This window comes from Marinobacter sp. L-80, from assembly GCF_056859395.1.
The window spans coordinates 1-23,728 of sequence record NZ_JBSXOI010000069.1; the positions used below are offsets into that span (position 1 = coordinate 1).

Genomic DNA, 23,728 nt, shown 5'->3' on the forward strand with positions numbered 1-23,728 from the left:
TTCTGGGTCTACAAACAGATTTCAGCGTCTGGGTGCGACTGATGTTTGTTGCGGGGTGTCTCATTTCAATCGGTATCGGCGTTTGGGTTTCCAAGCCGGTTATGCAAGATACCGGCTCGGACAAAACGTGATAGGAATTCGAGGCAACGATTATGGCTAAGAGACTTGGTTGGGGTTTGATGATTCCAGGGCTGCTCGTAGTCCTATGGGTCCAGTTCGTCTCAAACCACTCGATCCCATGGTGGGCATGTATATCTATGGTCACCCTGGCAGCCTTTGGCGCTTCAGTGGGCTTGCTTACGAAACGTGAGCCAGGCAACCATTCAAACTGATTGGAATTCGCATGAGCAACGTGATTAGTGAGTTGAGAAGAGTTATCCGAGAGGATGGTGCTGCGATTATAGATGGGAAGATGTTTGACGATATTCAACAACAATGGATTCTCAGAGCCATGGGTGAAGATGTTTTGGCTCAGATCAAGGAAGACCTTGAGTTGGCAGACGCTAGAGCTGGAAGAGCCGAACGGCTACTTGAGTCAGAACGGAAAAGTTCGAGGGCAAGGGCGGACTGGCTCAGATCGGCCAAGTTGGACGCTGGTTACGACCCCAGCGTTTCCTTCGATGTGGTCTGGAGTGATGCCCTGCTGGCCCTAAAAGAAAAGCGAACGAAAACCTGAAACGTATGGGAAAACGGGTGAACATCATGACAACGACCTCACAAATGACGCTATGGCGCATGGGAGCTGTATGCGTGGGCGCGGCGATCAGCATCTACGCACTGGAAACGATAGACACACGGGCTGTACCCATTGCTCAGCTCACCATTATTGAATTCGTGCTTTTTTCGCTGTTTATGGTTGGGCAACTAGCAATGATGTGGGGGATGTTCTTTTCATCTGGCCCAAAGTCTCAGGTGATCGCAAACAGGCTGATGGATGCTGCACCTGCGCTACTAGGCAGTGTGATAGGTGGATCATACATCATATCGATAACCGGAACATTTGAGTATTTCCTGCTTCCCTTGGGGATCGTCGCCTTTGCTGTGATCAAGGTGTCGGTACGACATGCATGGCAAGCATTGCGCACCAGGGCCACCAATTAATTTATGGGAATTCGGAGTTTCTATGCGCAAGCAACGTAATTTATGGTTACTGGCGTTAAGATTTAACCTATTCGCCATGCTCTTTACTGTTGTAGGGTTCATTGGCTATGGGGAGCTGCAAGGAAATCACGCACAACCAGAAATGTTCCATGGGGCGCTCGGCTTTTTTCTGGCGATGACATTGCTTTGTGCCTCAACGATTGATGCGGTTCAGAGAAGTCAGCAGCGCTCTTGAGGGCCCAATGCTTAGATGGCAAAACGACCTATGAGTGACGACAAGAAGGTTCCGCATTTTTCGGATGAGTTGATGACCGAGGGCTCCCCTGGGTTAACCAGAGTTCTGAATATGGCCCGAGGCGGCCAACAATCGGAGTCGGACACCATGAAAGATGAAGATCTCAACGACCTGGTGCGAAGTGGGCGCAAGTACGGCGTGACTGCCACCTCCAGAGGTTGCAGCCTACCCGGTAACCGTCTGGAAGATTGAATGTCCCAAGTGTGGTGATGAGTTAACCGCCGAAGAGGATGAATGTAAATCGGGTGCCTCGTTCACGGCGGAATGCAGCTCCTGTGGCCACACATTCCCGGCGCGAGCCGTCTAAACGAACATTGGAAACCGCCCTGCTTGCAGTTTGCCGGGCCGCTAGCCCCACACTCTTTACTTTGCGTCCTTTGTAAATCGGTGATAAGCTTTACTTGTACTCCATAGTAAAGAGGTCTCGTATGCCAGTTGTCAGCCAAAAAAGACAGGTGACTCTTCCTGCTGAACAGTGCTCCATTGCAGGCATTCAGCCTGGCGATGAGTATGAGAGCTTTGTCAGTCGAAAGGGTGTTATTTCCATAGTTATTAAGCACAAAGGAGCTGCCAGTGGTCTGCTTAAAGGGATTCCAGTCAATGACCAGGTAAGCGATGAAGAATCTCTTGAGAGTGCTGTTAGCTGATGATTGCCGTTGATACAAATGTGGTACTCCGCTATCTGCTGCAAGATGAGGCGAAGCAGTCGGCACAGGCAAGCAGCCTGTTCCTGGGGTCAGAGAAAATCCTAATCACCGATGTGGTCTTAGTTGAGACTATCTGGACGCTTCGAGGCAAGCGGTATGCGCTCTCCAGAGAGGCGCTGGCGGAAGTGGTGCACAGCCTAACCGAAGAGCCGAATGTCGTGTGGGAAGATGGCCATGCAGTCTGGTGCGCCCTAGATGATTTTGTTAATGCCAAGCCCATAAAGGTGAATGGGAAAACCAAACGAGCCGATTTTTCCGATGCACTGATTCTGAACAAATCCCAGAGATACGGGATCAATAAAACGCTGTCAGTGTACCCACTGTATACCTTTGATAAAGCGGCACTGAAGATTGATGGGACTAAAGAGCCTAAATAGTAGCTATATAGGAATTCGATATGAGTAACGAAGTTGCGGTTGTTCGCTTCGATAATGGTGATGTTTTCTATACCGCCTACCATGGCACAAGCAGCGCCATCAACTACGTCCTAGTCTCTTCAGAAAAAGAAGTAATTGACGATCCCTTTCCCGATCCGGAATGGGATGCATGGGAATCCAAACCAGAGCCAAAAGAAAGTCTGGACGAATTCTATCGAAGACTCAACGAGGCTACGTACTCTGATGAAGAGTCAGTCGAAGTGTATACGCCTTATGCCGGTGGCATTCACTGGATAGCGAAAGCGTCAAGAGCGGCGATGAGAATAACAGGCGGATTCTCGGATGAGAGTAGTCAAGACGGCTGTCCAGATTGGGCAATCGGTCTGATTGAATCCAATGGATTGAGATTGTGAACTTCAAGTGATGGGAAACCAAACCGGTCCATGAGTTCAAAATTGCAGGAAGTGGTGTCCGGCGTCATTGCTGGGCGCGAACCAGCATACGCAGACAGTGACATCCTCTCCGTAGAGATGGCAAGGCTGATTGATTATGCGTTCGAAAACCGAGATGCACGGCCTGTCCATCCGGAGGAAGCCAAAGTTGGCCAGCTCGTAGCTGAAGCAGTTCGCATTCTTGGTTACGAGGCTGACGCAAACGTTGGTCGGGATCTCTGGGAGTTGGTTTCCGAAGACTCGCAAGCTCAATGGCTGGTGCCGCCTGAATCAATCGAAGGCGTGCATATCAGTTTGGTAAATGTCGCGAACAATATGGCCAAAGGCCAGTGCTACATTGAATTTACGTGATGGGAATCCGGGAGCTGAGCATGACAGGTGAAAAGAAAGTGATGGATGACGAAAACCAAGGCCAGAAACTGAACCCTGCGTTCCAGAAACACAACCTGCCTACGACAGATGAAGTGAAGGCATTGGACGGCAAGATATTCGCAATGCTCACCGAACGCGAAGCTCATGTGCTCGATTTCTTTCGAATGTATGGCCGAAAGCATGGCGTTGCCGTCCAAGTAAAAAATGAGGCAGATCCGGATGCACTGGCCCGAGCAACGAGCAAGTCTCAAGCCGATGAAATTCTGAAGAGCGCCAACAATCGCGTTCATGTGACCGTTCAGTAGATGGGAAATCGGCATGAGCACACTGACTAAGGTTTTTGTTATTGGCAGCATGTCGTCAGTCGGCCTGATTGTTGGAGGCATAATCGGCCTCGTGCAAGGTATCAATCCTGAATTGAATGCATGGCTACAAATATTAATTGGCGCATTTGCGTTAACCGGTATTTTGGCAATTATCGGCGGATCTGCTCTGCACAAGAAACGCATGACCGTCAAAAGTCGCGATGACACATAACATGGGAATTCGATTTTCTGCAATGACGACTGACTTATCGGCTTCCAGTTTTCATCTAAAAGCGGTGGATGAGGCGGGTTACCCAAACATGGACTTCGAAGAGTGGTATCGAAAAGGCATGGCATGTTTCCGGGTAAGGTTACCGCGAGAATTGGTACTTCAAGCCTTTCGCCATCTCGCCAAGGAATGGGAACGGCGAAACAAAATTGTAGCGATGTGGCACATCCGAGCTTTCGTGTATGGCCTCAGCGGCAGAGACGATCGCGGGCAACGCGGACGGCTGGTTCCTGAAGATTTCTCGTGGCCAATACGCCCTGATAGCTCCTGGCAGTGGATCGTCTGCGCTTATCCTGACGGCATGTGTGACGTCGACATGGTTCACTCAGTTAGTCGCCGTTTCTGGTCGGAGGACAATGGTTTTATCGATCTTCCAAGATTTGACTGTTCGTGGTTCAAAAACATGGGCTTCACGATCATGAGAATGAGTCCAACGATCAAGGTGTGCGAAGGCAAGACCGTCAGTCATCTATCATTGGTGAAGTAACGAAGGCAAGGAAAGCCGATCAAAAGCTACGCTCCCCCACTTTTCCTATCCACCATCCGTGGTAACCGTTGAGCCATGCTTTGTGGACACTCTGACGGGCGAATAAGCGACGAAACCAGCGTGGGAGTACGAACTGCTGGTATCCAAGTGGAAGACAAAATCCAAAGGGCTCTGAGCTGTTTTGACGGCAAGTTTCAGGTGATCAGCTGTTGTCATCTTATTAAACCCTCTTCGGGCAGGGCTCTTACCAACAAGCGCTTCAATCCCCATTTCCTCAGCTCCCTTCAGATGCTGAATCATCTGCTGAAACCACCTGCTCTTCGAGAGACGCGCCGGCAGCCTTGAGGCCGCTCACCAGTCTCTGGTCACCAAGGCGATTCGCCATGGAGAGAACCGTGTACCCTCCATCGTCTGGCTTATTTAGCTCAGAGTGGGTGCTGGCTGAAGCTATGGTCAAGACAAGATCTACATTGCTGTGCTGACCGTCAACAAGGCCGCTGATGGCTGTGTGTAAGGCTGTGCCGTCACTGAACTCCGGATGCGAGCCCGTTGGCGCGTTGGCCTGGAGGAGCAGCTCAGTGGCGTACTCCTTTCCATAGTAGCCGGCCACATGGAGGGCCCGACTTAGGTCCGCGCCAGCGTCGATCAACATCTGAGCGGCAACAAGATTGTTATTGAGGATTGCATGCTCAATGGGCGTCAAATCCTTGATTCGGGCATCCACATCCATGCCTGCAGCAATGATCATCTGTAGCAACGCTTTGTCATTGACGCGGTTGCCAAATTGGGAATTGCCGACCAGGTACTCAAGAACGTTGGATTCTTCATCAATGGTCAGTTTCGGATCCGCACCGCGGTCCAATAGCATTTCCGTGACGTTGACCAGGCCATAGAAAACCGCAACGTCCAACGCTCTTCTATCGTCCTTGCCAATTGCATTCGGGTCACCCCCATTCTCAAGCAGCACATCGAGGTATTCGGTGCGGTTGCCGACCACAAGGCAGTGGGCTAACGGTACGTAGTTGTCCATCGTCATGTAGCTGCCACGGACGTCGAGAACCACGCCTTCCCATGGGTTGTTCAGCTTGTCTTCAAACTCTTCAACGGTGATTGATCGATTTCGTACCTTGCCACACAAGTCACTGGCCCAGCGTTCACTCTTGCGCACGATTTCCCGAGCAAATGCCGGAAGGCTGGCCTCGGCAGCCCGGTCGGTCCTGGTACTCTCAAAGGCATGGTCATAGACAATCGAAAACGCGGTCTGCCCATTCTCGTTGGGCTCAAGCGGATCCATGCCGGCCTCAACCATTTTGACGACCGCATCGATATCGTTCCTGCTGGCAGCATCCGTGAGACTCTGCTGAGTGGCGCAGCCAGACATTAAAAAGGCGACCAAAAAGGCCGCCGTGGAAGAAAAGGCTTTATTCATGGATTACATCCTGGGTTTCGGACTGCTCGACAAATCAGGGGTGCTTTGGCGTACGGCCGGCGCCTGTTCCATGGCCGGGTCGCCTTTGGCATAGCCAGCATTAAGGGCAACGCTCTGATGGCGGCTCAATGCTTGCCCGGCCAGATCTTCCAGACTTGGCCCGAACGCCGGCTCAAAATCCACTGTGGTATCGTGCTCGATCGAGTCGCGCCACAGTGGCTCGCTGTGAATAATGGAGCTGAACTTGGCCAGAAAGTCATCCGGCGTCATGGATGACTGGTAGTGCGGCTTATCAATACATGCCAGTTCGCCAGATTCGTAAGCTTCCAGAAGTGCACGCTCATTCATGGGCTCAATGTCAGGAAGTAGGGTTTGAATCGGCTTCCCCTGCTTCATCTGCTGTGCATTACCCATGGCCCGGGAGAATGAAAGCTCCTGGGGCGCACTGACAAAGACGGTAAAGGTATTGATGCCTTCGCGCTCAGCCCAGTCCTGAAGGTTTGCTGTAGAAGACGGGTCATAAGTGGCCAGAACCGCAGCCTGGCCACGGGACATCGCATTCTCGATATCGAATCCCGAGTACCCAATTGCTTTCTCACTACCAACAGGGCGAATAGCCTGATAGTCAGACTTTGACTGGATATGATCGACCATCGGCTGAACCGGGGCGCCGGAGTGTCCGGTAACAATAATCAGGGATCGGGAATACTTCACAAGTGCCTCCTATAGCCTCCCATTACGATAAAACTTATTTTACAAATAATCAAGATCAGGAAGGCTTCTGAGCGGTTAAATTCTCCAGTGTTTCGATGATCCTGAAACCGAACTGAAGGCCCCGCTCCGGACCAATAATGCCGTTGATCATGTCGTCGGGATCATCGCAATCAAAGGCGCTGGCGATGGTGTCCGCCTCTTTGCGCGAGTAGATGCTATCAACCGATACGCCATACCGGTCAGCCAACTCAGCGCGAAGATTAAGCAGTGCCTGAACCAGATCGGGCTCCGGCTCGGCCGGCGTTTCTTTTGCCTGATTGGAATCGTGGAGGGATTGATAATTTTCCCGGAGCATCCGGTACCCGAGATCGGACAAGGCCAGCACTTTGTACTGAGGTTCCACGGTCATCCGCAGAAGTTTCTTGGTCAGCAGATCCTGAATCAGCGAACTGGCTTTCGTGGCACTGCCTTTACACACCCCAAACCCGGGATACAGGTGCAGCTTGGAGGCAAGTACTTTCGGATCCCTGACCCCATCAAGGGTGAGGGTTATCTTTGATCGACCAAAGCGTTGTTTCGTGGCATGGACCAAATGCAGGGCTGCCAGTTCAAGAGAGGAAATGCCATCGACCGGTTTTTGAGCTGTCAGGCAGTTATCGCAAACCCCGCATGCGGAAACATCGGTGTCTTCGTCGAAATACCGCACCAGGTTCACAGCCCGACACTCAACTGCTTCCAGATAGTCCTTCATCTTGCGAAGGCGCATGTCGGCCTTGGAATGCCGGGCCGAGACCATCCCGTAATCAAACTGGGCCTGTGGGTTGTAGTTCGCAATGCCGATCAGGCCCGGTCGAGGTCCCCGCTTCAGGCTCAGGATGTTCTGCTGCTCGAGGAAACGCAGGGATTGTTCTATCAGCGCTGCAGATGACCGGTACGGTGCCTTCTGAGAGTAATCGGCAGGATTGATAGGCATGGTCTTCTTGTCGTCTGGCCGGTTATGCAGTCGTGCCAGTACCCATGACATCAGCTCTTGGGAGGGGAAACGGCTCTCAAGCAAGATGCTCTGAACCATGGCGTCTTGCTTGGACCATAGCACAACGCAGTCGGAGTCCTTACCGTCACGCCCCGCCCTGCCCGCTTCCTGCATGTAGTCTTCGGGGGATGACGGGTAACCATAGTGAAGCACCATCCGGACATCGCGCTTGTTGATCCCCATCCCAAAGGCGTTGGTAGCGACAATGATCCGGGACTCGCCGTTCATCCAGCTTTCCTGATTGGCCTCCCGCTCACTGGCTTTCAGGCGCCCATGGTATTTGGTGACAGAGTATCCTTCGTCGACAAGCTTGCCCCAGATACGGTCTACGTCTTTCACGCTGATGCAGTAGACGATGCCGGCCCCTTCCTCCAGGCGTTTGAGGAATCGCGTGAGATGATGCCACCGGCCTGCAGGTGATGCGCAGTAGATGGCGCGGTACCGTAGGTTTGAGCGATGAAATCCTCCAAGGAATACCTGGGGGTGAAAGAGGTTCAGCCGATTGCGGATATCGGCCTGGATCTCCTCCGTAACCGAGGCAGACAATGCCATCCGCTGAATCTTGCGCTTCTTGATGCTGGCCAAGCGGTCGAGGGAGTGGCCTATCTGAGCGTAGGAGAATCGAAAATCAGACCCCCATTGGCTGATACAGTGCGCCTCATCGACAACCACCATGGCAATCTCGATCTTGCGCATCCAGAACAGGAACTTCTCCTGCGTCAGTCGCTCAGGGGCCAGGTACACCAGTTTGTACTGGCCAGCCTCAATTTCCTTCAGACGCTGGCTGTACTCACCCCCAGATAGCTGCGAATTCAGGAAGGTTGCAGAGACCGCGGTACCCTCAAGCTCATCCACCTGATCCTGCATCAGAGAGATAAGCGGGCTGACGACAAACGTAACGCCCTTTTTGAGCATGGCCGGGAGCTGGAAGCAAACGGTTTTACCCGACCCGGTAGGCCGGATAGCAAGGATATCCCGACCTTCTAGCGCGGCCTCGACGATTTCGCCCTGGCCGTCCCGAAAGTCGGGGTACCCAAAGTAATGCTGTAACGCATCCCGGGGAGTCATTCAGGGTTCCCGGGATTAAAACCCCGGGCTCCTGCGTTGTGGTTCGCTTACCTTCAGGTCCATTTCCGGCTCTTCAACCTCCGGTGCCTGGGTACTCTCGACGGTAACGCCTTTCGGGAACTCCATGCGCTGGCCACCAAGATCGATCGCACCGACCACTGAGTTTTTCTGGCTGTCGTAGACCACCACCCCGTCATGACCCATCTCGCGCATCATACCCACATCAACATCAAATTCGTTCATGAAGCTGTTTTCGACATGGACAACTGCCGGGTTGTCGAACTTGATATAGCCTGCGGTAAGATCTTTCGGGATGTCACTGCCCATGGTGATATCCGAGAGATACGCAATGGGCTTATCTGTTGGCTGCGCGTTATGAAGCCGGGCGCTAGAGAAAGCATTCCCCTCGTTCCGCTGGGCAAACAGGAAGCTGGCAGGTTGGTTCGGCCTCGGCGCCTGATTGGTGTCCCCGGCAATGGATACCTCTGCCTGCCACTTGCCATCAATGCTCATGGTAAGCGGGAACTCACTGACGGCCGGGTTCAACATCAGCGGAGAAGCAGCAGCCACATCTGCCAGATCCCTGAGGCTTCGTTCCAGGTAACGACCATGCTCCCCCATCAGAATTCCGGCATCCATCAAGTTGTCTGAATGCGTCAAGCTATCTCGAACCCAGTTGTGGATACGGTTAACCGACATCACCTGATTCTGGTACTTCGTCAGCGCCTCAGGCGACACTTGTTCCGGGCTGAGATTGGTCAGTGCAGAGCGCAGCTTATCCAGCTCAACAAGCATGTTCTGCCGGTTACTTTCAGGCACCTTCAGCAATGTCCGCGACATATTCACCATGTCCTGAACATTCACTTCAGGGTCATGCTGCGGGTTAACCTTAAGCATCGCTGCTACTCGCTCATGCCCGGATGCCTCAAGGGCCACCGCATCTGACAGCGCTCTGGTGACGCCCGGGATCATCTGGAGCGTGCCAATAGAGACTTCTGGCTTTGCCAATTGCCCATGGGGCTGACTCAAACCATCTACAGCAAGCTCCGCGAACTGATACCCGTAACGGTCCTTCAGGCCATTGATGGTTGCCAGGCGGTGAACATAGTCACGGGCTGCAGCCATTTCCGGTTGCTCCAACCGGTCACTTGGACTGAGCATGTCAGAATCCAGTTTCTTCAGCGATGCACCGCTCATAATCAGGCGCCGCATAATGACCTCGTATGCTTCGGCGTCCCGGCTGTAGTTTTCAATTGCTGAGCGGATGGGTGAGCGATCAGCCGCCGGGTGGCCATTGGGATCGGCACCTTTCATGATGGCGTCCCACAGAAGTTCCGGATCCCCATGGTCGACCGCAAACCCGACAACGGACGCATCACTGAACGTGGCAGGCGCCAGCCAACGCTTATCAATCCCAAAGCCGACCAGACGCTTCACAGTTATGTACGAAACATCCGGGCGGGCCGTATTGTTCATTGCCTCATTCAGAGGGTTCTTGGCATAACCATCTACGCCATAGTTGATATCAAGGCCTTGCTCTATCGATCGAACAATGCCATCGATCCAGCCGTGCTTGGCCATGATGCTCAACGGGGTTTGCCCGTTAGACGCCTGGCAATGGAGCTTAGAACCTCCAACCTCGTTGATGATCTCCATCATTAGCTGCTCTGCTTCAGGAGAACTGTTGTCGGCTAGCTGTAAAGCCGGAACGGTATTCTCGGGTAACGAGAAATGGCGGTCGCTCAGTGGCCGCTCCGCATCACCACCAAGAATTGCGGCAACATCGTACTCAGCCGGCGCCAGCTCTGCCTTTAGCATCCGATGAACTTCTAACGCTACTTGTGGGTCTCTCGATACGATGCGATTGAAGAAGGTCTCGCCATTGCGGCCGCGTGCCTCGAGCAGCGACTTCAGTTCCTCGCCCTGCATGTCGCTGGCGGTCATATCAAGATACTGCTTGAAGTCCCGGGCATTGAGGTCATTCCGGGAGGCAATTCCATGCAGAACTGTTTCCCCAAAACGATCTGCCCTGTCTCGATAAAGCTTGCTGGCGGTGACACCACGGTCCTCCATCCTATCCGCAAAGCTCTCAAGCGCCCTCACCATCGACATTGGAGCAGTCTTAATCGCCTGACGATAAATAGACTCTGCACCTGTCATTCGTGAAACCGGGGAATCAATAAATATCGGGGTGTCTGAATCAACCAGCTCCCGAATAGTCTCCCACTTCCCTTTGCTGGCGAGCTGCTCGCCGAACGTCTGACCATATACGTCTGTAACATTGATGTTTGCTTCGGGGTCGGCCGTGCATGCATGCAAAATCAAGTCAGCACGATCCGGGGCGACCCGGGCAAGCTCATGCAGAAACGCAAGATTCTCCCTCGAATCAGGGGAAGGCATATCAATGCGAGCGCCTGAGGTGATGGCCAACTGCAACTCCCGGGCAAAGTCCTGCAAAGACAATGCGGGGTTGTCCATCAGCTCGTCGAGTAATTTGCGCAAACTCTCGTTCATAACCTGCTCCTTTGCCTATCGGCTCATGCCCATGCCTTGGGATGGACCATTTCCCGGCTTCATTGTCTGCTTTACACCGTTTTCCTGTTCTGCCAGACGCTTGTTGAACTCCTGTGTAGCAGCAAGCGTGTAATTCCGGATCTTCGGTGCCATGTCCTTTGCGGAATCCTGCCCAACGAAAGACTCAATGGTCTTGGTCAGATTGTCTGCCAGGTAGCGTGCGTTTACCGCGCCCCGGCTGGCGGTCAGTTCTGCTTTCACAGCCTTTCGGGTAAAGCCTTCCACATCTCCGGTTGAGCGGAGAGTGTTGATCTCTTTTTCGTGTCTGGCCTGGAATTGCTGAAAGCGTGGCGCCGACCCAACTTTTGGGGTGAGCATGCCTGGAATTAAGCCACCACCAGTAAAGTGACTACCCGGCTTGCTGGCAGGGTTCGCGCTGGCAGTTGGGGCCGGAGTCTTCGAAGCGTTTTGCTGAACAGGCTCCGGATTAGGGCGCCCTTTTGTCGGATGACTTGGTGTAACCGTGGCCTGGGGGTGCTGTTTAAGCATTGCATCAACAAGCCGTTGCTCAGGCAGGTCGATCGCCTGAGCCGTTGCTTTGAGCATAACCTCCCGATAGATCCCGTGAGGCATTTTCGAGATGACGTTTGCCGCCTCGGAAGCAATTGAGGCTTTGGCCTCAGGAGTATCGTTTCCGTACCGGTTCGTCAGCTCAGTAATGACAAATCTCGACAGAGGCATGGCGTCCTCAAGTCGAGCCTGGTATGCATCCACCCCTTCAGCCCTGAGCAATGTGTCAGGATCCTGTCCCTCGGGGAAAAAGAGGAATTGCATGCGGATGCCATCGTTCAAATGCGGCAGGGACATCATCATTGCTTTCCATGCCGCCTGTCTGCCGGCCCTGTCACCGTCAAAACACATTACCGGATCGCTTGTTACTGTCAGCACCTTCGAAAGCTGGCCATCAGTGAAGGCCGTGCCAAGAGGTGCCACTGTGTTGTGAATTCCAAATTGAGCGTGAGCAATTACGTCTGTATAGCCCTCGACGATGTAAAGCTTCCCTGCTCTACGAGCAGCATTTTGAGCCTTATCGAAGTTATAGAGCTCATTGGACTTTCGGAAGACCAATGTCTCCGGGGAGTTGATGTATTTCGGTGCTGAGCTTTCATCATTAAGGCGCCGACCGCCAAAGCCTATTACTCGTCCTCTCTGATCATTAATCGGAAATATGATCCGATCATGGAACATGTCATGCTTGCGCCCGTTCTTCTCGCTAACCAGCCCGGCATCCTTCAGGACATCCGTACCATGCTTCTGGCTAAGGCGCTTCATGGTTATAGCCCACTCATTAGGAGCCACCCCAATACCGAACTCTTTGGCTACCTCGCCAGTAAAACCTCGTGTCTTCAAGTATTCCACTGCCCGGTCCCGATACTTCGGGTCTCGGAGAAATCCCTGGTAAAGATCTTTTGCGTCAGATAGCGCAGCGAAAATCTTTTGCTTGCGCTCCGCCTTCGGATCGAGATTTTCCTCATTGTCAAAGGGCGGCTCCATGCCAACTTCTTCGCACAATCTTTTGATGGCTTCAGGAAAGCTTACTTGATCAAAGGCTTTAACAAAGTTAATTGCATTAGAACCTTTGCCTCCGAAGCAGCCGCCAAAGCAGGTAAATATTTGCTTCTTGTCTGACACCACAAAGGATGGCGTATCTTCATCATGAAAAGGACACTGACATTTGTAGTTGGCGCCATCTTTCTTGAGCTTTCCGCCGAGCCGCGAATCGATGACTTTCACAATGTCAACGCGGTCAAGCAATTCAGAGATGAATGCGTCAGAAACAAGCTTTCCTTTTTTCGCCATGTCCGCCTCAAAGCATTTCGATATTTTATAAAACTTATTTTATAGTGTTGCCGGTCGGGTGGCAACTGCCAACTCCAAAATGTGAGTAAAAAATGATCGGAGATGTCTCGTATCAACAACTTGATTGATGTATCATATTGAAATATCTTTTTAGAAGGCTTTTGGCTAGAGGGTAAATTCATGAGTGCTGAGGTGTTAAAATTTGGCGTAACTGAGGAGCCAAATAAGGCGGTTCAACTCGACTGGTATAGCGAGGTCGAGCAAACGGCAAAGCAGGCAGGTGTCCCTCTTTTTGAGCACGTCATCTGCAGGCCAACCACAACCGTCAGGAGCCGTGACAAAAACGGCAGCATCAAGGTTGTCGGTTCTGACAGCACCTACACCACCCTGAAAGAATTTGTAGCAAGCATCTCTCTGCCGGGGCGGCAAGGCTTTGAGTGGACTGAGTGGGAATTCAAGGCCCGGGCCGCGGCAATCGCGAAGCAGTACAATATTTCGTCAGAGTTTCACCCGCAAGAAGTTATCGAGTTCTACGATGATGTTAAGAAGCAGCTCGATCGCGACCCAGCCGACGCCCAAGAGCTTTGGCATGTCCTCACCGCTACCAACAAAAATCGCAGCGACGCTCGCCTTGCTGATCTCAAAAAACAACTGGACGCACTTTCTGTAGAAAAGAGCGAGAAAGAAGCCAAGGCGTATGATCTAGGCCTGGAACTTGATCATCTTACTTGTCTTCTGGGTAGCATCCCTGACGACTTTAGTGAGCGGTTTGGCAATGCAGCCAACCTTGTATCCCTTTATGAAGAAGAAAGGGCCAAGGCTGAATCGCTCCAGACAGAGCTTAAGCAGACCTTTCTGGAGCTGAAGGCTAACGCTGACCTCATCAAGGATCTAAGGCGGGAAATCGCTTCAATCGAGCCATCGGACGTAAGTCACGATTATCGCGCTGAGCTTAACGCCGCTTTGGAAGAAGCTGAGCAGGCCCGAAAATTCCTGAAGAAAATACAAGATCGCAAGAACGATTCCCGGGTAACAATCGAGCAGAAAGAAAGGACGATAACGTTCCTTCGTGAGCTTAACAGGAAGCTCACAGTTGTTATCCGTGAAAAAAGCGCTGAGATCGACAACCTGAATCAATCGGTTGAGTCTGGCAAAAAACTGAACCGGAAACTTACCGGTAAGATTCGTCAAAATAAGGCAGAGCTAGTAACTGCAACGGGAACTGCTGCTGAAGAACGCGCAGCGAGGATCCGTCTGATGACCCAGTTGCAGCAGGCCCGTCGTGGCAAAATGTTCGCTTTAATCGGCTTGGCCTTGGTTGGCTCTTTCACCGCCTCAATGATTGCTTTCTTCTTAGCGTGGCAATAAACAGTGCTAGATATCTTCAAGCTCAGCCTTAAAGGCGCGAAACGGCTATTTGCTACTGCACTTGTTTTAGGTGTGATTGCCACCTATACGGCATACAAAGGTGAGAGCAAGGTTAAGAGTGTGGCTGCTCAGTCACTGCAAGAAGTTTTGGCGGACATGGAAGTCCAGGGGGCAACACCAGCAGGCCAAGAAATAATCGTGGCATATAACGCGGCCATTGAGGCGCCAACAGCAGAAAGCTTCGAAAGGCTTCATAGATTAATCCGAGCTGAGGCTGAATCGGGTAGTCAAACTGTCCGATTCCCGGGTAACTCTACGTTTGACAATCCAGAAGTCCAAACCATGTTTGCATATAACGCAAACCAACTCTCTTATGTGGAAAGTCCCATTGCCTCAGGTGCCGGGATATTTCTGCTGTGCCTGCTCATAACTTACCCACTGGTCGTGGCTTTCAAGGCGCTCGGAAAAGCATTTGTCTGGGGATTTCGAAGAATTAGTTCGGAAAACGCTTAGAATGTAAGTGGCTCCGCCTTCAACGTCGAATATTCTTGGGTTTTCGCTTTTTCTTTCGGAACAAGCTTCTCGAATCCATTATCTATCTTGAGCTCAAAATCAGAGCCTTCTGGGCAATACTTATGTACCGCAGCTTGCAAGCCAGTGATCCTGTGCTCCCTGTGGGAATCGTTAACGGCCGCCTCAAGCGTGTTCTCGTCGGTGAGCGTGAAAACATGCCCCTTTCCCCGGGTAACACCTGTGTAGTAAAGCTGGCGGGTCCACTTGTGTTTCTCAGACATGGGCAGAATCACGCAGGGGTACTCAGAACCCTGTGATTTATGGACAGTCAGGCAGTAGGCCAGCTTGGTCCTCTGGCTTAACGTGCGGCGATCGAGCTTCACATCCACGCCGTTAAATCTAACCGTTGCCTCTTTCTTTCGCACATCAATCATCTGGATGTAACCCGTGTCCCCATTGACTAAGTTCTTCTCAGGGGAGTTGGTCAGATAAATAATCTTATCTCCCGTGCGATACTCACCGCTCGAGCCAATCTTCATCGAGACTTTACCTGGTCCCATGGGATTAATGACTTCCTGGAGCATGACGTTTAACGATTCGGTTCCAAGCTCGCCTTTGTGCTGTGGGGCCAAGACCTGTATGTCGCTGTGTTTGTAACCGCAATTCTGAATAAGGTCATTGCGGATCAGCTGCCTCAGGGCTGTCTTCTTTTCAGCATCACTCTTCATTTGCCAGACATTCCACTGTTCCTTTTCATCAACGACATGTCGTTGTGAAATAGCAGGCATATCACCGTCGTTTATCTTGTGAGCATTTGTAGCTATGTCACCTGCGTTACGGAAAACTTGCCTAAGTCTGGTGCTGGGAATTAATCGGTTTTCAGAGTTGATTAAATCTTCGAGAACGTTGCCGGCTCCAACTGCAGGTAGCTGATCAGGGTCACCTACCAAAAGCAGTTTTGAGCCCGATGGAACAGCTTGCAATGCCTTGAGGAATATCTCGGCCTCCAGCATAGAACCTTCGTCAATGACGAACATATCAGCATTTACAGGGTTTTCTCTCCCTCTTTTAGGCTCCCCCGTGTGGGTCATCTGAAGTGTTTTATGAAGCGTTTTTGCAGGGAGCTTTGTCTGTTGCGTCATCCGAAGTGCTGCAAGACCTGAAGGTGCAGACAATGAAAAGCGGACTGGTGAGCCGTCACTCTTTCCGGCTTCTTTTACCATGGTAAGTATTTTATCGACTGTAGTGGTTTTACCGGTGCCAGGGCCGCCAGTAAGTATGCTGACGTTGGATTTAACCGCCATAAGTATCCCCTTCTCCTGATCTACGGCCTTTTCTTGGCCAGGCTTAGGGGGCGGTAGTTTCCAATCTTTTTGCGGGAGCACAGATTCGGCCGTTGCGATGCGGTGAAGCTCTTTGGCGATTTGTTCTTCAACCAGCGACCACTTTTTCTGCTGGACTACGTGATGGTCGCCAATCTGAATATGCGTGTAGTTGTCCGACACCTTAAGCGCTTCGAGAATGCTGTTCGCGTCCTGAAAAGCACCAATCTTGTTGGTAAGAGTGTCCTTTAGTTCCTTGAACGGGATGGCAGTAGAGCCACGATCAATTTTTTCTCTAAATGCGGAGTAGAGAGCGGCGTCAATGCGATCTCCTTTCTGAGATTCGAGAACTCCAAAATCCCTTGCGACTTGATCGCAAATACTGAACTCAAGGTTGAATAACTTGCCAGCCTTATATGGGTATCTGCGAATGTATTCCTCGGGGTCACAGGGGATTTTTCTCTCAAGAGAAATCGCCTCTTCACGCTTGATGCCCATATTGCGGACAAGCCAATTAATGGTCGTTATCCTCTGCCCTTCAGTGTTAATGGCATCACTCATCTGTTTGATGATTGCTTGCGGAAATCCCGAGATCGAAATCGCCTCAGGGTTACTAGCGAGCAGTCGGATAGCCGAGCAACGCCCTGATGGCATCTTCCCACCGTTCCCAGCCTTAATGAAGGCCATGGCCGTTCTTACGCTCGACAGATAAGGAATGCCACCGTCTAAAAGAAACTGAAGGGTGTCGTAAGCTGTGTTCGGGAATATGGCCTCAAAGGCCCTCACCCTCAACTCCAGTTGGTTTTGGCGGTTTTCGCGTGCGCTTCCTTTACCAAGAATTTTCATCCCTGGTTTCAAATCGCCGAAGGTGCCAGAGCAAACGAGTGACTCCGGGAGACTGCTATCGATTGTGCTGACATTCTTGAGTTTAATAAGAGCATGATTGCTCTTGTTGTCCTTCCATAGGAAAGACTCGATAACACCCGTAAAAGCAGTCTCGTTCTTGGCCATAATTACTCGTGGTATACAGGGCGACGCTCAAACCGGACATCATCGAACCCGCGATCATGAAAGGTATCAATAATGATTGGGTAGGTCATGTCCATAACTTGTTGCTTGTAGAGGCGAGGCACATCTTCCAGATGCCAGATGATTTCTCGAGACGGAGGTAGCCTTACAGTCTTGGTATCGGTGTCAATCTCTGGGATAGTAAGCATCGCAACCGAGTAACGATAGCGGCGCTCATCCCAGTTCCAAGTTTGCCCTTTCACCCTTACCCAAATGCCACCTGTCTCCTCAGAGAACTCTACTTCCGGGTCATACAAAGTTGTTTTGGTTTGCTGCCAATCAGAGAGTGGGAAAAGCTCTTTTACTTTAGAATCCAAGCTCTCAAGGAATACCACGGGTTGCCCCAAGGTCTCCACGCTATAGTCTTTCGAGGCGCAACCCGAAAAAAAAAGAAGGGTTGCGATAAATGGAATAAACAAAAATTTATGCGGCATGATCTGGCACCAAGACAACGTGGAAAAAGTAACTCGTCAAGCCAAATGATAAAATAAATATCAACCATTGAAAAGCAGTTATCCGAATAGCTTGATTGGTACAAACGAGTCATTGCCGAACCCATAGAATGCATCGGACTTGGCTCTCAGTCGGGACATCTGTTCCTCTGGGATATTCCAGAGGCGCTTCACGTCCGCAATTTTTTCTTTAGCAACTGGCAAAAGCATAATTGTCCCGATACTGGATCGCATTTCGTTTGTAAGTTGTTTGGGGTGCTGCAGGCCGCACAGGCTTCCCAGTCCGTACTTTCTCCCTTCAGTAAAGAAACGGTTAATAGGATCGAGCGGCGAATCTGCTAGAGCGGTAAAGAGCTTCACTTCGTCGAACCCAAACATCATGTCGGGGATTTTGGGATTTAGGTTTTTGCAGGTTCTAACTGCACTGTGAAAGGTTTTCTCCAGAAGCAAATAGAAAATCGGCTGCTGATCAGCCTGGTTCAATGAAGTCAGATCAAGAACGTTGATCGCTCCTCGTTTTGCTGAAATATTTTCGCCATCAAAAAGCCCGGAGATAATCGCCCCCTCGATCATATCGTGAATTGCCTCTAGTCTATTCAGACTGCCGCTGAGCGATGGTAGCTTCTCCCCTGTTTGCAGCTCTGCATCCAACATTTTTTCAAAGGCTTCCATAACTGAGGCCTTGTGGCCTTCAATTTCCTTCTCAAGCGCTTGTTGATCCTCAGTACTGCCAGCCTCATTCTTGATACGGAACGCGGCCCTTTGAGCTTTTTTTCGTGCCTCTTCAATTTCGTCAAAGATGTCTGTTCCGGACCTGGATTTTACGGCTTTGATCTCGTCATCAATCGTAATGAGAAGATCCCTCATGCTCGGAGGCTCAAGTCTCCAGGAGCGAGGATCCTCCATGACAATGCCCTTTCGTTCGTAGGTTCTAGTGATTAAGCGGCGCAGCTGGGTTTTCTGCCGCGAACCGATCGAAGGATTGAATAGCCTCAGCGTCTCGAGAACACCTATCACGGCATGGTGAAATCCGCCGTACTGGTCGTCTGAGTGAATCGCAAAAGGGTTAATGCCTGCTGTGCCAGGGCCATAGCCAAACTTTATTTCGTTGACCCTCACGCCTTTCATGTCGTGGTTAGAGGAGAACTCCGCGAAACTGTAGTCACCCTGAGTGTCAAGAATAAACTGGGTTACACCCTGTGAGGCGAACTCAATTGCCATTTTTCGAATTGTGAAAGTCTTGCCAACACCAGAGGTTCCTATCAGCGCGTGATGGAAATTCGACGCTTTCATCATCGAGTGCGTCAGTGGAGCTTGTGCACCGTCAAGCCGCCGGCCGATTTGAAAGGCAATATCACTGGGATCTTCCGGGCGCAGTGGCGTTACTGTTGAAGCGTTAGGTGTTGTCATCGTTAACCACATTATAAAACAAGTTTTACATATAGTACCTTGCGAATTTGCCTTTAGCAACAGGATTGATGACCGCGCCCTTTCTCAGACGTGAATTCCGCTTCACTTTTTGCAAAATTTGATGTCGTTGTCGTACCAATTTGCTATATTAAAAAGCGTGGTGAGACTAGGAAATTTTGGAATCTGACACAGCGTGATTTCAGTTTCTGTAGGAGTCTGAAGTGAAATGTTTTTTTGACCAGTCACCACTCAGGGTTAAGGTTCTGTCCCGGAGGGCACGATATGAAGACTGCAAGAAAACTTGAAATCGCGGAGCCAGTGCTCGGTGAAAAGCGTGAAAAGAGAGGCCCTACCGCCCTTTCTGAGCTTCATTTTAATCAGAGAAGCGAATTGGGTGCGGCCCGAGTAACCACTAAAGCCAGAAAAACTTTCAAGAAACGAAAAGACATTAATGATCTTGATAGTGCTCTTGCGTACATTGACGATCTCGAGCAGCAGTTATCTCTGGCTAAAGAGCAAGCCAAAGCCAGTGACGAAGCTAATAGAGAAATGGCTCAAAAACAAAAGCGCCTGCTTCGCACGATTGAAAGCATCTATGTTCGCTCGGCCGACGCTATTGAGAATATTGAGTGAGACTTGCCAACAGAACAAAAGAAGGGGCGCCTCGAGGCGCCCCTTCTTTTATTGTCCCTTTATTTAGCGCGGGCCAGCGTGCATTGTGTTCGAGGGTCCATCGGCAGTCGGAGCAGAGAAGACCTTTTTAATAGCTTCCACAACAGCTTTAACGGCCTGCATTGCCGATTCGATAGAAGCAGCAATGTTCTCCATCACCTTTTTCTCGCCTTTTCCTGGCTCCATGCCTTTAAAAACACTTTCCATCTTGTTTGATAGTGACTCAAGGCTCTTAGACATATCCGCCTTTTTTGCCAATTTTTGGCCTTGCTTTGAGCTGAGTGTGTCCGCAAAACCTGCTGCGGTCTTTTCAAAAACCTGAAGTTTCTTCTGCATTCTGTCAGCGTACTGCTTCTTCTCAAAGGCGCCTTTAGCAGACTTCATAGCTGATCGATCGGCCTGAATTGCGTCTAGTTGAGAACTTAGCCCGCTAACATTGCTCTTTAGGTCGGAGGTCATTTTCATCTGATTTTGCTTGTGTGTGTCATAGAAGCCTTTCAGATTCTTAACCCCGCCTACAAGCCCCTGGCCAAGAGCTTTTGATACGCCGTACCCCAACCCTGATCCAGCTTTAAATGCATTCACTGCACCACCGACCATGGCCGCCCCTACATTTGATTCAACGGGCGCTTGCTGGGGTTGCTCTTTACCTTTATTTCCAGGGCCATCCTTTTCGTTTTCTCTTTTCTTTTCTGCTTCCTTGGTCGGATCCTGAGTATCCTGAGGCTGTGAAGTAGGCTCATTTACCGGCGGATTTTCCTTGGCAAATTTAAGCATGACCGAAGGGCTAAATTTCGAGTAACCCTTAGCGTGCTCCTCCTCCAGTTTTTTGAGAAGAGGCTCGTCGTCTGCTACCTCATTTTTTAAGTAATTCTTGATAACTTCGTAATCAAGCTCGCTAACCCCGGATACTTGGGCTAATTCGTCCAAGTCTTTGAGCATCTTGAATACTGGGCGGTCACCGGCAATTTCATCAACTATCAACTGCTCTTCCGTTTTGGTTCCACCGAGATCGCTTGGCTCCCCAGGCGCCTTGTTTGTCGACTCTGCATCTTGTTCAGCCATAGGAGCCTCCTGACTTCCTGCTAGCGGTTCTGGAGATTCCTCCAAATCAGGCCCTTTGCGTGCCACTTCTTTGTACTTTTTTTGGATGTCCACCGACTCACCATATTCAGGTTTATCAGTGAGATACGATAGATCACTACCTTCGAAATCGTCCTCAAAAGCAGCTTTACGATCGTTCGAAGGTTCCGGAATGGGGCCCTCCTCATACATTTCTGGAGGTGGCCCTTCGATTGGAGGGGGCGCATCATTGACAGGTGGCTCAAACCCAAACATGGCGGGATCTATCCCGTCATCAGGTGCTGCCTGCTGCATCAAATCGTCATATTGAGCAAGCTCCGGATCGACTGGAGGAGCATTTGGAGCTTCAAAAGCCTGTTTGACGTTCGCATTTAGCTCAAGAGGGATGTCACTTATATCAACATCGATGTCCGGCATGTCCGCAATCTGCTGAACCCGAGCAACATCAAGCTCTCGCTGCTCTGCAAGCATCCGGTTAAGATCATCACTCAAAGTGACCGACAGTTGTGAGGCCAGATCCTTTATCTGATTAACCGGAATCGATTGAGCTCCCGGGAAATTCTGGTTAATAAAATTGATGTCAGACAGAGTAACGGCCATAGCTTCCACAACCTTTATAAAACTTGTTTTACAGTTTAAAGGTAATTCTTGTGATGGTCAAAGATCATTCAAGCGCTTTATCCCTGGCCAAGGCTGCAAGTTGCAGTAACTCGACTTGTCCCCGCCGGTATTCTTGGAGCAAGGCAGCTAGCCTGGCAGCTTTGTTTAAAGCCCAGCGCTGGAGCATGACCCTATCAACCATCATTTTTGGGTTATTAGTCATCTCCACACCGAAACGTTCTTCGTTTTCAGGAGATGCAGCTGCATCAAGAGCAGCCTCGATAGGCAACACTCCATCGCCAATAACCGCCGTTTGATCGTTATTAAACATAGAGCCTGCCAGGTTGGCGCTGCGTTTCGTTTGGTAGATACCCTCTTCTACCATCTGCTCTTGCCTGACATTAGTATTTCTAGGGCTGATTGCGCCATGCAAATACGATCGGCTAACACCGTTACCGATGAGCATCATCCTAAGGAAATCTACGCGCTCTTTTTTCGCCATGTCTTGCACTGCCGGCTCGTAGACTGCGGTTAGCCCTTCTTGGCTTTGGGACACATTAATGATTGCATCGTCGAGGACCGCCATACGCTGGCGTTCATAAGCACGAAGATCATTAACTATTCTCTGCCTTTCCAGTCCGAAGTCAGCACCGCTGTAATTTGCAAAGCTTAATATTTCCTCAAGAAATCGAGGGTTGCGGTCTGCCCTGGTGAAGGCCGACACTCGATTTGGGAGTTCACGCTGAATATCGCTGTTATTGGTTGTAGCAGATGCCGTTCTGGCGATTGAAACGTTAGAGCAGGCATCCAAGTATGGGGCGACTTTCGCGTCTGATTTCTTATTGTGAATGGCGCTAACAGCATCAGTTATTCTGGCTGAAGTGTTCGCCGCAATATTTTTGTCGCTGTTCTCTTGATTTTCCCTGAGATCGATACCTGTTTTTTGTTCGAGTCGACTTAAAACCTCTTGTCGTGCATCGTTGATCCGGGTCTTGATCTCATTCTGAATCATCTGCTGCACCTTCGCAGCGTCAATAATGGGTATGCCTGCGGCAAAGCCTACCGATGGCAGGACAAGAGCAATCGCGAAAAATAAAATGAAACTCTTCATGTTCAATGTCCTTACATGGACCAGGGCACCACTTCAGAGATCATGGCATCCGCAGCCTGGGCGGTAAGTGCAAATTCCTGGCTTACCAACTCATCAAGAGAATCAAGATCAATGTCTGCGTCATTTGTAAACGCCGGCAATTCTGCATGAAGGTTTCTTATGGCAGCTAACAAGGCATCAACATCTATTGGCTTTTCGATTTCAGAAAGCCACTTCTTGGCTTTCTCAGGCTCCGCAAGCATCTCATCAACATCAGAGATAAGGTTGTTTATGCAAAGACGCCATGCTCTCTGCGCTATGCCAATGAGTTGGTCCGCTATTCCGAGCTTTACTCCGTTAATGTCAGATTTTGAAAGGTGCTCGAACCGGCTCACTTCACTTTCAGCCACTTCAGCAATAAAATCCGCAGTTTGATTCACTAATTCTGCAACGGCTGACCCAAGCCCCATATCGTAGGCTTCAACATAGGCCCTGAATTCTGAAAGTGCTCCACGCACGTAGGATCGATCAAACACTATATTGGTTGGGTTGTAATATGTGCTACCCAATCTACTCCACGCATCGAGCGCAATATCTGTAACAACCGGCATAGTTCTTACAAATATTTCAAAACCGTCTGCCACCGTCAGGTTGTGTGAGCGTTCGGTGGAGTACGATTTGGCTCGGTCAGAGACCAGCGTCAAGACATAGCTGACAGCGATTTCTGCGTCCTGGCCGAGTGGCATCTGATCAACGGCTTTCCTGATTTTTAAAGCGGCTTTTAAAATTTCTGACTCAGCTGAGTGGATAAGCTGTTCAAGACTTTTTTCTTGATTAGCAGGGCGGACATCTTCAAATGTGTTGTCCGCTTCTTCAGCTGTTCGTGCAAGAACGTTCTTGGCTTGATCTAAGGAGATGCTGCCGCAAACAACGTCACTTGCGTAGCCTGCAAGAACAATCGCCAAGTCATGTCTTTGGCTGTTTTGTACCGCAGTTTTTTCTGCAATAACTGACCATAGATCATGGTAAACCTGATAGGCCTCTCCAAACTGGGCTTCAATGCTGTCACTTTCGGGGTCTACGCCGTGCAACAGGTTTCGCGAAACCCCCAGAGCAGTTGTTAGATCGAGACGTTTACTCATTGATT

The 23,728-nt window shown here is 50.5% G+C and carries 25 protein-coding genes; 14 read left to right on the top strand and 11 right to left on the bottom strand.

The window, feature by feature from the left end; translation table 11 throughout:
- Positions 1 to 343: 343 nt before the first annotated feature.
- The 11 genes from AC13E3_RS12665 to AC13E3_RS12715 all read left to right on the top strand — a co-directional run bounded on the left by AC13E3_RS12665 (position 344) and on the right by AC13E3_RS12715 (position 4,385).
- On the top strand, positions 344 to 676 hold the full coding sequence (locus tag AC13E3_RS12665) for a hypothetical protein (RefSeq protein WP_482902082.1): 333 nt from the start codon (positions 344 to 346) through the stop codon (positions 674 to 676).
- A 26-nt stretch (positions 677 to 702) separates the two neighbouring features.
- On the top strand, positions 703 to 1,101 hold the full coding sequence (locus AC13E3_RS12670) for a hypothetical protein (protein ID WP_482902083.1): 399 nt from the start codon (positions 703 to 705) through the stop codon (positions 1,099 to 1,101).
- A gap of 22 nt (positions 1,102 to 1,123) precedes the next feature.
- Positions 1,124 to 1,336, top strand: coding sequence for a hypothetical protein (locus tag AC13E3_RS12675; protein WP_482902084.1), 213 nt, complete (start codon positions 1,124 to 1,126; stop codon positions 1,334 to 1,336).
- A 15-nt stretch (positions 1,337 to 1,351) separates the two neighbouring features.
- The gene (locus AC13E3_RS12680) at positions 1,352 to 1,588 is read left to right on the top strand and encodes a hypothetical protein (RefSeq protein ID WP_482902085.1); all 237 of its coding nucleotides are present in this window, start codon (positions 1,352 to 1,354) and stop codon (positions 1,586 to 1,588) included.
- Between the two features lie 236 nt (positions 1,589 to 1,824).
- Positions 1,825 to 2,043 carry an AbrB family transcriptional regulator gene (locus AC13E3_RS12685; protein ID WP_248185122.1) on the top strand — a complete coding sequence of 73 codons (219 nt, stop codon included), beginning with the start codon at positions 1,825 to 1,827 and terminating at the stop codon, positions 2,041 to 2,043.
- Positions 2,043 to 2,480 (top strand): PIN domain-containing protein, encoded by a 438-nt coding sequence (locus tag AC13E3_RS12690; RefSeq protein WP_153637272.1) that lies wholly within the window; start codon positions 2,043 to 2,045, stop codon positions 2,478 to 2,480. The genes AC13E3_RS12685 and AC13E3_RS12690 overlap by 1 nt, the downstream gene beginning before the upstream one ends.
- Positions 2,481 to 2,500: 20 nt before the next feature.
- Positions 2,501 to 2,893 carry a hypothetical protein gene (locus AC13E3_RS12695; RefSeq protein ID WP_482902086.1) on the top strand — a complete coding sequence of 131 codons (393 nt, stop codon included), beginning with the start codon at positions 2,501 to 2,503 and terminating at the stop codon, positions 2,891 to 2,893.
- A gap of 30 nt (positions 2,894 to 2,923) precedes the next feature.
- Positions 2,924 to 3,283, top strand: coding sequence for a hypothetical protein (locus AC13E3_RS12700; RefSeq protein ID WP_136630272.1), 360 nt, complete (start codon positions 2,924 to 2,926; stop codon positions 3,281 to 3,283).
- Positions 3,284 to 3,303: 20 nt separating this feature from the next.
- Complete coding sequence (locus AC13E3_RS12705; RefSeq protein ID WP_227549471.1) at positions 3,304 to 3,609, top strand: hypothetical protein; 306 nt, start codon at positions 3,304 to 3,306, stop codon at positions 3,607 to 3,609.
- A 13-nt stretch (positions 3,610 to 3,622) separates the two neighbouring features.
- Positions 3,623 to 3,841, top strand: a complete 219-nt coding sequence (locus AC13E3_RS12710; RefSeq protein WP_136630273.1) for a hypothetical protein — start codon at positions 3,623 to 3,625, stop codon at positions 3,839 to 3,841.
- A gap of 1 nt (position 3,842) precedes the next feature.
- The gene (locus AC13E3_RS12715; protein ID WP_482902087.1) at positions 3,843 to 4,385 is read left to right on the top strand and encodes a hypothetical protein; all 543 of its coding nucleotides are present in this window, start codon (positions 3,843 to 3,845) and stop codon (positions 4,383 to 4,385) included.
- 274 nt (positions 4,386 to 4,659) lie between these two features.
- Here AC13E3_RS12715 and AC13E3_RS12720 read toward each other — a convergent pair whose 3' ends face one another.
- Genes AC13E3_RS12720 through dnaG form a run of 5 tightly spaced genes read right to left on the bottom strand, consistent with a single transcriptional unit; the run spans position 4,660 to position 13,003 of the window.
- Positions 4,660 to 5,814 (bottom strand): ankyrin repeat domain-containing protein, encoded by a 1,155-nt coding sequence (locus AC13E3_RS12720; RefSeq protein WP_482902088.1) that lies wholly within the window; start codon positions 5,812 to 5,814, stop codon positions 4,660 to 4,662.
- A 3-nt stretch (positions 5,815 to 5,817) separates the two neighbouring features.
- Entirely contained in the window at positions 5,818 to 6,528 is a 711-nt protein-coding gene (locus AC13E3_RS12725; protein ID WP_482902089.1) for a hypothetical protein, read from the bottom strand.
- 55 nt (positions 6,529 to 6,583) lie between these two features.
- Positions 6,584 to 8,629, bottom strand: a complete 2,046-nt coding sequence (locus AC13E3_RS12730; RefSeq protein WP_482902090.1) for a RecQ family ATP-dependent DNA helicase — start codon at positions 8,627 to 8,629, stop codon at positions 6,584 to 6,586.
- A 15-nt stretch (positions 8,630 to 8,644) separates the two neighbouring features.
- Positions 8,645 to 11,143, bottom strand: a complete 2,499-nt coding sequence (locus AC13E3_RS12735) for a hypothetical protein (RefSeq protein ID WP_482902091.1) — start codon at positions 11,141 to 11,143, stop codon at positions 8,645 to 8,647.
- Between the two features lie 15 nt (positions 11,144 to 11,158).
- The gene (gene dnaG / locus AC13E3_RS12740; protein WP_153637275.1) at positions 11,159 to 13,003 is read right to left on the bottom strand and encodes a DNA primase; all 1,845 of its coding nucleotides are present in this window, start codon (positions 13,001 to 13,003) and stop codon (positions 11,159 to 11,161) included.
- Positions 13,004 to 13,183: 180 nt separating this feature from the next.
- Here dnaG and AC13E3_RS12745 point away from each other — a divergent pair, with 180 nt between their 5' ends.
- Positions 13,184 to 14,371: a coiled-coil domain-containing protein gene (locus AC13E3_RS12745; protein ID WP_136629478.1), complete on the top strand. Its 1,188-nt coding sequence runs from the start codon at positions 13,184 to 13,186 to the stop codon at positions 14,369 to 14,371.
- A gap of 3 nt (positions 14,372 to 14,374) precedes the next feature.
- Entirely contained in the window at positions 14,375 to 14,884 is a 510-nt protein-coding gene (locus AC13E3_RS12750; protein ID WP_136629479.1) for a hypothetical protein, read from the top strand.
- Here the strand turns inward: AC13E3_RS12750 and AC13E3_RS12755 are convergent.
- The 3 genes from AC13E3_RS12755 to AC13E3_RS12765 form a co-directional block, all read right to left on the bottom strand.
- On the bottom strand, positions 14,881 to 17,217 hold the full coding sequence (locus AC13E3_RS12755) for an AAA family ATPase (protein ID WP_482902092.1): 2,337 nt from the start codon (positions 17,215 to 17,217) through the stop codon (positions 14,881 to 14,883). The genes AC13E3_RS12750 and AC13E3_RS12755 overlap by 4 nt on opposite strands.
- A 2-nt stretch (positions 17,218 to 17,219) precedes the next feature.
- On the bottom strand, positions 17,220 to 17,708 hold the full coding sequence (locus AC13E3_RS12760; RefSeq protein ID WP_136629903.1) for a hypothetical protein: 489 nt from the start codon (positions 17,706 to 17,708) through the stop codon (positions 17,220 to 17,222).
- Between the two features lie 78 nt (positions 17,709 to 17,786).
- Complete coding sequence (locus tag AC13E3_RS12765; protein ID WP_169054549.1) at positions 17,787 to 19,136, bottom strand: helicase HerA-like domain-containing protein; 1,350 nt, start codon at positions 19,134 to 19,136, stop codon at positions 17,787 to 17,789.
- A 282-nt stretch (positions 19,137 to 19,418) separates the two neighbouring features.
- On the opposite strand from AC13E3_RS12765, the gene AC13E3_RS12770 reads away from it, so the two are divergent.
- A complete protein-coding gene (locus AC13E3_RS12770; RefSeq protein ID WP_136631886.1) occupies positions 19,419 to 19,769 on the top strand; it encodes a hypothetical protein in 351 nt (116 codons plus the stop codon).
- Positions 19,770 to 19,832: 63 nt separating this feature from the next.
- On the opposite strand, the gene AC13E3_RS12775 is transcribed toward AC13E3_RS12770, so the two are convergent.
- From AC13E3_RS12775 to AC13E3_RS12785, 3 genes are all read right to left on the bottom strand, one after another.
- On the bottom strand, positions 19,833 to 21,491 hold the full coding sequence (locus AC13E3_RS12775; protein WP_153637277.1) for a hypothetical protein: 1,659 nt from the start codon (positions 21,489 to 21,491) through the stop codon (positions 19,833 to 19,835).
- 64 nt (positions 21,492 to 21,555) lie between these two features.
- Entirely contained in the window at positions 21,556 to 22,602 is a 1,047-nt protein-coding gene (locus AC13E3_RS12780) for a hypothetical protein (RefSeq protein WP_136630203.1), read from the bottom strand.
- An 11-nt stretch (positions 22,603 to 22,613) separates the two neighbouring features.
- A complete protein-coding gene (locus tag AC13E3_RS12785; RefSeq protein ID WP_136630204.1) occupies positions 22,614 to 23,723 on the bottom strand; it encodes a hypothetical protein in 1,110 nt (369 codons plus the stop codon).
- Between the last annotated feature and the right edge of the window lie 5 nt (positions 23,724 to 23,728).

Excerpts from the sequence above, each read along its gene's own strand:
- AC13E3_RS12665 (WP_482902082.1), top strand. The coding sequence starts at position 344 with ATGAGCAACGTGATTAGTGAGTTGAGAAGAGTTATCCGAGAGGATGGT.
- AC13E3_RS12670 (WP_482902083.1), top strand. The coding sequence starts at position 703 with ATGACAACGACCTCACAAATGACGCTATGGCGCATGGGAGCTGTATGC.
- AC13E3_RS12675 (WP_482902084.1), top strand. The coding sequence starts at position 1,124 with ATGCGCAAGCAACGTAATTTATGGTTACTGGCGTTAAGATTTAACCTA.
- AC13E3_RS12680 (WP_482902085.1), top strand. The coding sequence starts at position 1,352 with ATGGCAAAACGACCTATGAGTGACGACAAGAAGGTTCCGCATTTTTCG.
- AC13E3_RS12685 (WP_248185122.1), top strand. The coding sequence starts at position 1,825 with ATGCCAGTTGTCAGCCAAAAAAGACAGGTGACTCTTCCTGCTGAACAG.
- AC13E3_RS12690 (WP_153637272.1), top strand. The coding sequence starts at position 2,043 with ATGATTGCCGTTGATACAAATGTGGTACTCCGCTATCTGCTGCAAGAT.
- AC13E3_RS12695 (WP_482902086.1), top strand. The coding sequence starts at position 2,501 with ATGAGTAACGAAGTTGCGGTTGTTCGCTTCGATAATGGTGATGTTTTC.
- AC13E3_RS12700 (WP_136630272.1), top strand. The coding sequence starts at position 2,924 with ATGAGTTCAAAATTGCAGGAAGTGGTGTCCGGCGTCATTGCTGGGCGC.
- AC13E3_RS12705 (WP_227549471.1), top strand. The coding sequence starts at position 3,304 with ATGACAGGTGAAAAGAAAGTGATGGATGACGAAAACCAAGGCCAGAAA.
- AC13E3_RS12710 (WP_136630273.1), top strand. The coding sequence starts at position 3,623 with ATGAGCACACTGACTAAGGTTTTTGTTATTGGCAGCATGTCGTCAGTC.
- AC13E3_RS12715 (WP_482902087.1), top strand. The coding sequence starts at position 3,843 with ATGGGAATTCGATTTTCTGCAATGACGACTGACTTATCGGCTTCCAGT.
- AC13E3_RS12720 (WP_482902088.1), bottom strand. The coding sequence starts at position 5,814 with ATGAATAAAGCCTTTTCTTCCACGGCGGCCTTTTTGGTCGCCTTTTTA.
- AC13E3_RS12730 (WP_482902090.1), bottom strand. The coding sequence starts at position 8,629 with ATGACTCCCCGGGATGCGTTACAGCATTACTTTGGGTACCCCGACTTT.
- AC13E3_RS12735 (WP_482902091.1), bottom strand. The coding sequence starts at position 11,143 with ATGAACGAGAGTTTGCGCAAATTACTCGACGAGCTGATGGACAACCCC.
- dnaG (WP_153637275.1), bottom strand. The coding sequence starts at position 13,003 with ATGGCGAAAAAAGGAAAGCTTGTTTCTGACGCATTCATCTCTGAATTG.
- AC13E3_RS12745 (WP_136629478.1), top strand. The coding sequence starts at position 13,184 with ATGAGTGCTGAGGTGTTAAAATTTGGCGTAACTGAGGAGCCAAATAAG.
- AC13E3_RS12755 (WP_482902092.1), bottom strand. The coding sequence starts at position 17,217 with ATGGCCAAGAACGAGACTGCTTTTACGGGTGTTATCGAGTCTTTCCTA.
- AC13E3_RS12760 (WP_136629903.1), bottom strand. The coding sequence starts at position 17,708 with ATGCCGCATAAATTTTTGTTTATTCCATTTATCGCAACCCTTCTTTTT.
- AC13E3_RS12765 (WP_169054549.1), bottom strand. The coding sequence starts at position 19,136 with ATGACAACACCTAACGCTTCAACAGTAACGCCACTGCGCCCGGAAGAT.
- AC13E3_RS12770 (WP_136631886.1), top strand. The coding sequence starts at position 19,419 with ATGAAGACTGCAAGAAAACTTGAAATCGCGGAGCCAGTGCTCGGTGAA.
- AC13E3_RS12775 (WP_153637277.1), bottom strand. The coding sequence starts at position 21,491 with ATGGCCGTTACTCTGTCTGACATCAATTTTATTAACCAGAATTTCCCG.
- AC13E3_RS12780 (WP_136630203.1), bottom strand. The coding sequence starts at position 22,602 with ATGAAGAGTTTCATTTTATTTTTCGCGATTGCTCTTGTCCTGCCATCG.
- AC13E3_RS12785 (WP_136630204.1), bottom strand. The coding sequence starts at position 23,723 with ATGAGTAAACGTCTCGATCTAACAACTGCTCTGGGGGTTTCGCGAAAC.